General features: G+C 34.7%; 1 protein-coding gene. It reads left to right on the forward strand.

All coding sequences use genetic code 11. From position 1 onward, the window contains the following. On the forward strand, nucleotides 1-2,372 hold a 2,372-nt coding region (locus ACUUYC_RS25400), incomplete at both ends, for a hypothetical protein (protein WP_474270649.1).

A 2,372-nucleotide genomic window follows, 5' to 3' on the forward strand; every position in this document is an offset into this window, starting at 1 on the left:
TTGGTGTAAGTGATGCAGCTCCAAGTCAACTAGGTGATTTAACTACAAATTTATACACAAACGGATCACATACACGCTACTTAGCAGTACAATTAAATGAAACTTCTCTAATACCAGTAAATGAATTTAAAAATAAATATTTAGGAGAATATATTGACAGACCATTGCACTTCAGGTTCTTATTGAATATGGAGAAACACAATGTAAGTCGTTCTTCGTACGATTATGTAGAAGGGTACTGTATGATAGATCAATCGCGTGAGTTTTCAGTATTTTCTGGGTCGGATGGAGCTTATTATGGAGCCATTCCTATTCAATTAGAAAGACAAGAAAGCGGTGTAGATGCCACTGCAGGAAGTTCTACAAATCCTATTGCGAAATCGGGTTGGTTTTTTGCAAGGAAACATTTAAACCGGTATGCGCATGGAACTGGTGATGATGAGCCAGGTTCACCAAATATTCAAGATATTGTAAATGCTATTGGAAGTAGTTTACCTCTACTACTAGAAATATTTACGGGACCAAATGGCTACTTAGAAGGGCGCGCAATAGCTCGAAAGTTCAAGCCAGAAAAATCCTGGATTCGTTTAAAGCACCCTACCAATGCAAAACTTGGAGGTGGATTACGTGTCAAAAAAGTGCTCATGCATGATAATTGGGATGTAATGACTGAGAATCCGCAAACTGTAAACGAATATAGTAACTTTTACGGTCAAGAATATGACTATACTTTAGGAAAAGACTTAGGTTCAAGTGGTGTAGCTACTTGGGAACCAAATATGAGTAAAGAAAATCCACTGATTCAACCATTTTATGACAGTTCGGAGAAATTACAAGCTAGAGAATATGTTGAAAAACCATTTGGAAAATCATTTTATCCTTCTGCAACAGTTACTTACAGTAAAGTGACCGTTAAAAATCTAAGTAGAAATCAAATAGCAGCAGATGGAAGTGTCACAAAAACCGTAAAAAGACATGCTACAGGGAAAGTAATCAGTGAATTCTTTACATCAAAAGATTTCCCTACGAAATCTGATCATACAACTATTGACGGAGTGAATAATTACAAAACAAATCAAGAAAATATCCTTAGTAACGTATTAAAATTAAATGTACGAACAGAATTAGCACTTTCACAAGGTTTTTCAATTATCACAAATGATATGAATGGAAAATCAAAAGCACAAAAAATATATGACGAAAATGAGAACCTTATTTCTGGTGTTGATTATAAATACAACGTTACAGAAGATGGCGAATTAAATAACAAACTTCCAGTAGTACACGCTGATGGAAGTATAGATGAAACCAAAGAAATTGGAGTGCATTATGATGTAATTACTGATTTTAATGAAAATTACAATTTATCAGAAAGCTTTGGTGTTGATACGAATTTAACTTTTTTCAATGCTGGTCCTTGGCCAATATTACTTGGTCAACTTCCTTTTGAATACAAAAGAAACGAAACAACACTTCATACTACCACTACTACAAAAGTGATTCATAAGACAGGGATTCTAGTAGAAAAGGTGGCTCAAGATTTAGGTGCTTCTGTGAGTACAAAAAATCTTGCATGGGATGCTTTAAGTGGTCAAGTTTTACTTACGGAAACTTCTAACGCATTCAAAGACAACTATTACAATTTCTCATATCCTGCACATTGGGCATATAAAGGAATGGGACAGGCAGCTAAAAACTTAGGTATTGAGTGTCGTTTGACATCGCTTCATGAAAATCTTTCAGATGATTACGATCAAGATGTTGATGGGAATTCAACCTGGTATAGGATTCAAGGCGATACAAGTTTAAATACTAGTCTTGAAGAAATTTTCACTCCTGGCGATCAAGTAATGGTTTTTGATGCTACTGGATCACCAATAGCAGATGATCATATCTACTGGATTAGTCAAGTAGAAAATATAAATGATACAGCCAATTCTGGCAAAAAAATGGTTTTGATTGATAGAGAAGGTGAGTACCTAAATGCTTGTGGTGAAGATGCAAGCCTGACTGATATTACGATTAAAATTGTCAAGTCAAATTACAGGAATTTCCAAAGTGCTGCAATGGCTTCTGTTACAAGTATGAAATCTCCAATTAGTGATACAGATACAGTAATTAATGCAGCTGATTTTACTGTTGACGAAAACACAACGACAGCAAATGACCCAAGAATTATTAATGCATCTGCTGTTGAATACAAAGATTTTTGGAATAACCCTGAAGAAAACATAGGGGTAAAAACATATCCTTCATTAGCTTTTGAAGGCTCAGAACATCATTTGGTAAAGTATCCTAATTTTTATGAAACTAATCCATTTTTATACAATATCAAAGGAGATTGGCGTGCGGTAAAATCATATGCATATTTA

The sequence above is a fragment of the Kordia sp. E genome (assembly GCF_056033805.1).